Raw genomic sequence first — 7,552 nt, 5'->3', positions numbered from 1 at the left:
ATATATTTTTATGCATTTATAACATAAATTTATAGTATCAAAATAAACTGATATGTATTATAATTCATTATAGTACTTTGTAATTTGTTTCAAGAAGGAGGTACTCATGCTTGACTTTCGTTTGTTAACTTTTTTAGATTTATGCCATACAAACAGCTATACGAAAACTGCAGAAAATCTGAACATTACACAACCGGCAGTTTCACAGCACATCAGATATCTGGAACAGTATTACGGTAAAAAACTGATTCTTTACCAGAATCGACACTTTTCACTGACAAAAGAAGGGGAATATCTGTTTAAAGAAGTCGCAAAACTGCAAATTCACTCCAATAATATATTACAGAATATTCAACATCTCTCACAAGAACAGGAAACCCCTGTCATTTCCATAGGATCTAATCCTACGATTGGAGAGTTCATATTGCCAGGTCTGATTTCCTCCTATACCGCCCAGGAACCCGACTGTCGAGTTCGCTCATTTATCGGTTCGACAAAAAAACTGGAACAATTAATGCGGAACGGAGATATTAATATCCTGATTACCGATTCTATTGATACATGGCCTGAATTTGAACGTCATCCGTTTCGCAGTGAACCAGTCTGCTGTGTATGCAACCCTTTTCATCCACTTGCAGATAAAGTAATCAGTTTAAATGAATTAAAATCTGAAAGAATCGTATATCGAGAAAAATCTTCTCATGCATACTATATCCTGCAAAAATCATTTCAACGAATGGGGTATGATCTGGACACTTTTAATATTCCATACGAGGCCGGAAGTATGCATTCTATCATTCAGTATTTAAAGGACGAACTTGCTATATCATTCTTATATCGATGTGCCGTCCAGAAATACCTGGATAACGGAGAATTAAACGAGATATATGTATCAGAATTGCATGATTCCGTTGATTTTTACTACATTTATCCACAATCAACAACTACTTCTCCTCATACAAAGCAATTTCTTCAGTTTTGTCTGGAGCAACAGAAAAAATCTTAAAAAAAAGCGCCACACGCTTTATCGTGTGACGCTTTCCAGCATCTGATTATTTTCCATAATAACACTTCAGATAGATCTCTTTCATCTCTTTCATCAATGGATATCTTGGATTAGCACCTGTACACTGATCATTGAATGCCTGCTCTACCATGTCGTCCAGTGTATCCAGGAAGTATTTCTCATCGATGCCATAATCTTTAATTGTTTTCTTAATACCGATCTTTTCTTTCAGATCTTCCAGTCTTGCAAGGAAATCTTCAAATACTTCTTCATCTGTATTGCCCTTGCATCCTGCATACCTTCCAAGTTCTGCATATCTTGCCAGCGCATGCGGATACTGATACTGTGAAAATGTTCCCATCTTAGTCGGCACTTCTGCTGCATTGTATCGCATTACATCTGTCAGAAGCACTGCATTGGCAACACCATGTGGCAGATGGTGAAATGCTCCAAGCTTATGTGCCATAGAATGATTCAATCCGAGGAACGCATTGGCAAACGCCATACCTGCCATACAGGAAGCATTGGCCATCTTTTCTCTTGCGATCGGATCATTCGCTCCGTTGGCATATGCAGATGGCAAATAATCGAATACCATTTTCACTGCTTTCATCGCCAGTCCGTCTGTAAAGTCAGTTGCCATAATAGATACATAAGCTTCAATTGCATGCGTCATAACGTCAATACCAGATGCACTCGTCAGTCCCTTTGGAGCCGTCATGGCATTATCTACATCAACGATTGCCATGTTCGGTAACAGCTCATAATCTGCGATCGGCCATTTTACGCCTGTCTCAGCGTCCGTAATAATTGCAAACGGTGTCACTTCAGAACCTGTACCGGAAGAAGTCGGGATTGCCACAAAATAAGCTTTTTTACCCATTTTAGGGAATGTATATACTCTCTTTCGGATATCCATGAAGTCCATGGCCATATCTTCAAAGTTTGCTTCCGGATGTTCATACATCAGCCACATAATCTTGGCTGCATCCATTGCAGATCCTCCTCCAAGAGCAATGATGGTATCAGGCTCAAATGCTCTCATCTGATCGGTTCCTTTTTGTGCACACTGCAATGTCGGATCCGGAGCAACCTCATAGAAACATGTATGCTGGATTCCCATTTCGTCTAATTTTTCTTCAATTGGTTTTACATAGCCGTTCTTGTATAAGAAAGAGTCCGTAACGATGAAGGCTTTTTTCTTATGCATTACAGTTCCGAGCTCATCCAGTGCTACCGGCATACAGCCTTTCTTAAAGTATACTTTTTCAGGTGTTCTGAACCACAGCATGTTTTCTCTCCTCTCTGCAACTGTTTTAATGTTGATCAGATGCTTTACTCCCACGTTTTCAGATACGGAGTTGCCTCCCCAGGAACCACATCCGAGTGTAAGAGACGGAGCAAGTTTAAAATTATACAGATCTCCAATACCTCCCTGAGAAGAAGGTGTATTGATCAAAATACGGCAGGTTTTCATTGCTGCTGCATGTTTTGCAATCTTTTCTTTTTCTGCCGGATGTACATACAGAGATGCGGTATGTCCATATCCTCCATCAGCCACCAGGCGCTCCGCTTTTGCAAGAGCCTCATCAAAGGTCTTCGCGCGATACATACCAAGTACCGGTGACAACTTTTCATGTGCGAATTCTTCAGATATATCTACCGATTCCACTTCACCGATCAAAATCTTGGTGCTTTCTGGGACTTCCACTCCCGCAAGTTTTGCGATCTCATATGCGGATTTTCCAGGTATCTTATTGTTCAATGCACCGTTAATGATAATCGTCTTTCGAACCTTATCCAACTCCTCTCCCTTTTTCAGGAAGTAACATCCTCTATATTCAAATTCTTTTTTCACCTCATCATAGATGCTGTCAAGAACTGTTACGGACTGTTCAGATGCACAGATCATACCATTGTCAAATGTTTTGGAATGGATAATAGAATTTACAGCCATCTTAATATCTGCAGTATCATCTATAATAACCGGTGTGTTTCCAGGTCCAACACCAAGTGCCGGTTTTCCGGAAGAATATGCAGCCTTGACCATGCCCGGTCCGCCAGTCGCCAGAATGATATCTGCATCCCTCATTACTGTATTGGTTAATTCCAGAGATGGAACGTCAATCCATCCAATGATTCCTTCCGGAGCACCTGCTTTTACGGCTGCATCCAGAACAACTTTTGCAGCTGCAATCGTACAGGCTTTCGCAGCCGGATGTGGACTAATAATAATCGCATTTCTTGTCTTCAGGCAAAGCAACGTTTTAAAAATTGCTGTTGACGTAGGATTCGTGGTTGGAATAACCGCAGCAACCAGTCCGATCGGTTCCGCGATCTTTTTAATTCCATACGCCGGATCTTCCTCAATCACACCACATGTTTTTGTATTTTTATAAGCGTTGTAAATGTATTCTGCCGCATAATGATTCTTAATAATCTTATCTTCTACAATACCGCGTCCGGTCTCTTCCACCGCCTGCTTTGCAAGTGGAATACGCATCTTATTGGCTGCCATAGCCGCCTCAAAGAAGATCTTATCTACCTGCTCCTGCGTATAGGTAGCAAAGATTTTCTGTGCTTCTCTCATTACTTTCATCTTTGCTTCAAGAGCTTCTACATTGTCAACGATCGCTGGTACTGCTTCTTTCTTTTTGGTTGCCATAATAGTTATCCTCCCTGTAAATGCTTCCTGCTTCATTACAAGTCAAAGTATAATCACTCGTTAATTATTTGTCAATATATAATTGATATTTTTTTAACGTTTATGTTATTTTTTTAACTATTAGACAATATTTTCCTGCATTCCGTTCAATTAATCGGCTTTTTTTCAGAAAGAGCATACAAAAAGAGATCCGCTGCAGTTATATTCTGCAGCAAGACCTCGATCGTCTTAGAATCCTTCCAATCTATGTTCTGTATGTAACAGCATATGCGCTTTGTGAGACTCTGGTTTTTCAAAATATTCCGCATAAAGTGCCTGAATATCCCTGTTCTCATGAGAACATCTGTGTTCTGATTTCACATCAAGATCATAGAGATTCTTTCCTCTTTCAAAAGCACGCTCTTCACCGTCATGGATTGGCTGTCCGCCACCTCCTACACAGCCTCCCGGACATGCCATTACTTCTACAAAGTCATAGTGAACTTCTCCATTGTCAATCTTATTCAGAAGGGCTCTGGCATTACCAAGTCCACTGACAACAGCAGTTCTTACTTTCACATCATCAATGGCAAATTCCGCCTCCTGTACACCATTGTTTGCATTGAATCCCTGGCTTCTCACTGCCTTAAATGCATCTTCCGGCGGATTTTCACCTTTCAGCAGATAATATGCGGTACGAAGAGCAGCTTCCATAACTCCTCCGGTTGCTCCAAAGATTACGCCCGCTCCTGTTCCTTCCTGCATCGGGCGGTCACTTTCAATATCTTCCAGCGTATCTGGGCTGATATGCGCTGAACGAATCATTTTTACCAATTCTCTGGTTGTAATAACAGCATCAATATCATGACCTGCGTATTCCTGGTAGAACAGTTCCATTTCCCGTTCCCCTTTCTTGGCAACACAAGGCATTACAGATACTGTATAGACCTGTTCCGGTGATACTCCCAGCTTCTCGGCAAAATATGACTTCATAACCGCTCCAAACATCTGCTGTGGTGATTTTGCTGTAGAAAGCTGTTTTACCAGATGTGGGAACTGTGATTTGATGAATCTGAGCCATCCCGGGCAACAGGAAGTAAACATTGGTCTGTCTTTTAATTCGCCGGATGTAAATCTGTGAAGGAACTCGGTTCCCTCTTCCATAATCGTCAGATCCGCTGAGAATGTAGTATCAAATACATAATCTGCTCCCATTTTCTTCAAAGCATCCAGAATCTTGCCGACAGTTGCTTCTTCCGTCTCAAAACCAAGCTCTTCTCCCCATGCTGCTCTAACTGCAGGCGCTACCTGTGCAACGACAATCTTGTCCTTATCTGCAATGGCATCCCATACTTTTTCCGTATCGTCACGGGCACTGAGTGCACCTACCGGACAATGCGTAATACACTGGCCACACAGAGAACATGCAGCTTCTTCAATTTTTTTATGACCAGCTACATTGACCGTTGTTCTGGATCCGGTTCCTTCTACATCCCATACACCAAGCCCCTGTACCTTTTCACATACCTGCACACAACGCATACATTTGATACATTTGGAAGAATTTCGGATTAATGGAAATTGCTTGTTCCACGGCTGTTTTTCCAATTGCATTTTAAATGGGATCTCCAGGATATTCAGATCGTTGGCAACTTTTTGCAAACTGCAGTTTCCGCTCCTGGAACAGGTTACACACTGACAGTCATGCTGAGACAGAATCAGTTCAACCGTTGTTCTTCTGTGCTTACGTACTTTCGGACTGTTTGTATAGATGACCATGCCATCTTTTGCAATGTTGTTACAGGAAGTAATCAGTTTTTCCTTTCCTTCCAGTTCTACTACACACACACGACATGCGGCAATTTCGTTGATTCCCTTCAGATAACACAGCTTCGGAATCGGAATTCCATTCTGTGCGGCAGCCTCCATAATCGTGGTATTCTCTTCTACTGATATTGCTTTTCCATCTATTGTAAGATTTACCATAATGTTTCTCTGCCTCCTTTAAATATTCCATATCCAAAATGATCGCAGCGAAGACATCTGGACGCTTCCTGTTTCGCCTCTTTTTCTGTCATGCACTTTTCCACACCTTCGAAATCGCAAACTCTTTCACACGCTTCACGCTCTGTAAGGTTCACTCTTCCGCAAGGTGTTCTGTCATCAAGACGCGCCTCCGGGATCTCAACATCGCAGGATATCACATGATGATAACCAAGATACTCATCAATATTTGCAGCCACTACCTTTGCAGCAGCAATTGCTTTGATTACTGATGCCGGACCACTTGCACAGTCTCCACCGGCGAATACGCCCGGCAGATTCTCAAAAGCTCCTGTACTCTTAGTAATAATTTTTCCGCGTTCAACCGGAATTCCAGCCTTTTCAAAATGTCCAGTCTCAATATTCTGACCAATTGCAACGATTAATACATCGCAAGGAATATAAATATCTTCTTCACCTGTCGGCTTAATGCTTGCTCTTCCATCACGGATTGCACTGACCATCTGTGGCGTTACGTAAATTCCTTTTACATGATGATTCTCATCAACATCAATGGATGCCGGAGCTTTCAATGTCTGCAGTTCTATACCTTCCGCAACTGCACCCTCAATTTCTGCCGGAAGTGCAGTCATATCTGCAACTCGTCTTCTGTAGACAATGCTTACCTTCTTCGCTCCAAGGCGCTTTGCTGTACGAACCGCATCCATAGAAACATTGCCGCCCCCGATAACTGCAACTTCCTTACCAGATAAGTCCATAATCTCATTCTTGCCTACATTTCTTAAAAACTGTACGGCAGATAAAATTCCATCTGCGTCTTCCCCTTCCAGACCCAGCTTCTTATCCGTACTTGCCCCAATCGTGATCAATACTGCGTCATACTGCTCTCTTAATTCCTGGATCGTAATATCCTGGCCGATCTTCATACCGTATTTTACTTCCACACCGGTTTTCAGAATTGCGTTAATGTCGTCATCCAGCCTTTCTTTTGGCAGACGATAATTTGGTATCCCATACCGAAGCATTCCCCCGAGCTTCGGAAGCATCTCGTAGACGGTTGTCTGATGACCCATCAGCTGCAGATAATACGCCGCGCTGAGTCCGCCCGGCCCGCCTCCAAGGATGGCAATCTTCTTACCGGTGGATGGAGCACATACCGGCGGTTCTACTTCTCCTGCAAAATCAGCTGCTACTCTCTTAAGCCCTCTGATGTTAATTGAATCATCCACCATATTTCTACGACATCTTGCCTCACATGGATGCTCACAGATAAATCCACAGGTAGTTGGGAATGGATTATCCTTACGGATCAAACGAATGGCGTCAGCATATCTCCCTTCCCCGACAAGTGCTACATATCCCGGAATATCTACATGTGCAGGGCACAGAGATACACATGGTACCGGCTGATTATATGTACAGGTACATCTCCCGTTTTTGATATGCTCCACATAGTCATCGCGATAGCCAATCAGTCCTTTATATACCATATTGGCAGCCTCGTATCCAATTGCACAGTCTGCAGATTCCATGATGGACAACGCTGTCTGTTCCATCACTTCTAAAGTTTCCATAGTTGCATTTCCATCAAGAACATCCTTGATGAAGTTGTTCAGTTGTCCAAGTCCGATTCGACAAGGAACGCATTTTCCGCAGGTCTGCGCATGACATAACTCTAAAAATGCACGTGCCATGTCAACAGGACAGAGTCCCGGTGGACTTGACTCAATTCTACGCTCAAGATCCTTATATAGCCCTTCCATAACTATTCTGGCTCTTTTTGGCGAAGCGATCTCTAATCTGCTCATTAAAAATTCCCTTCTTTCTCTTTCATTAGCTCTATAATGCATTATGTCGATTATATCATTTTTCAAAACCTTTTCAAGCATATTTATAAA

At 42.3% G+C, this 7,552-nt stretch carries 4 protein-coding genes; 1 reads left to right on the top strand and 3 read right to left on the bottom strand.

What is annotated here, in order from left to right; all coding sequences use genetic code 11:
* Nucleotides 1-106 precede the first annotated feature (106 nt).
* On the top strand, nucleotides 107-1,006 hold the full coding sequence (locus JQM82_RS13415) for a LysR family transcriptional regulator (RefSeq protein WP_235250885.1): 900 nt from the start codon (nucleotides 107-109) through the stop codon (nucleotides 1,004-1,006).
* Nucleotides 1,007-1,052: 46 nt separating this feature from the next.
* On the opposite strand, the gene adhE is transcribed toward JQM82_RS13415, so the two are convergent.
* The 3 genes from adhE to JQM82_RS13400 all read right to left on the bottom strand — a co-directional run bounded on the left by adhE (nucleotide 1,053) and on the right by JQM82_RS13400 (nucleotide 7,462).
* Complete coding sequence (gene adhE, locus JQM82_RS13410) at nucleotides 1,053-3,671, bottom strand: bifunctional acetaldehyde-CoA/alcohol dehydrogenase (RefSeq protein WP_235250884.1); 2,619 nt, start codon at nucleotides 3,669-3,671, stop codon at nucleotides 1,053-1,055.
* Between the two features lie 228 nt (nucleotides 3,672-3,899).
* Nucleotides 3,900-5,636 (bottom strand): [FeFe] hydrogenase, group A, encoded by a 1,737-nt coding sequence (locus tag JQM82_RS13405; protein WP_235250883.1) that lies wholly within the window; start codon nucleotides 5,634-5,636, stop codon nucleotides 3,900-3,902.
* Nucleotides 5,630-7,462 (bottom strand): NAD(P)-binding protein, encoded by a 1,833-nt coding sequence (locus JQM82_RS13400; RefSeq protein ID WP_235250882.1) that lies wholly within the window; start codon nucleotides 7,460-7,462, stop codon nucleotides 5,630-5,632. Before JQM82_RS13400 ends, JQM82_RS13405 begins: the two co-directional genes overlap by 7 nt.
* Between the last annotated feature and the right edge of the window lie 90 nt (nucleotides 7,463-7,552).

Origin of the sequence: Faecalicatena contorta (assembly GCF_021531995.1) — a bacterium.
Lineage (GTDB): Bacteria > Bacillota > Clostridia > Lachnospirales > Lachnospiraceae > Dorea_A > Dorea_A contorta_A.
Note: the sequence above shows the minus strand (reverse complement) of the source record. Positions and strands in the feature narration are given on the sequence as shown.

Excerpts from the sequence above, each read along its gene's own strand:
- JQM82_RS13415 (WP_235250885.1), top strand. The coding sequence starts at position 107 with ATGCTTGACTTTCGTTTGTTAACTTTTTTAGATTTATGCCATACAAAC.
- adhE (WP_235250884.1), bottom strand. The coding sequence starts at position 3,671 with ATGGCAACCAAAAAGAAAGAAGCAGTACCAGCGATCGTTGACAATGTA.
- JQM82_RS13405 (WP_235250883.1), bottom strand. The coding sequence starts at position 5,636 with ATGGTAAATCTTACAATAGATGGAAAAGCAATATCAGTAGAAGAGAAT.
- JQM82_RS13400 (WP_235250882.1), bottom strand. The coding sequence starts at position 7,462 with ATGAGCAGATTAGAGATCGCTTCGCCAAAAAGAGCCAGAATAGTTATG.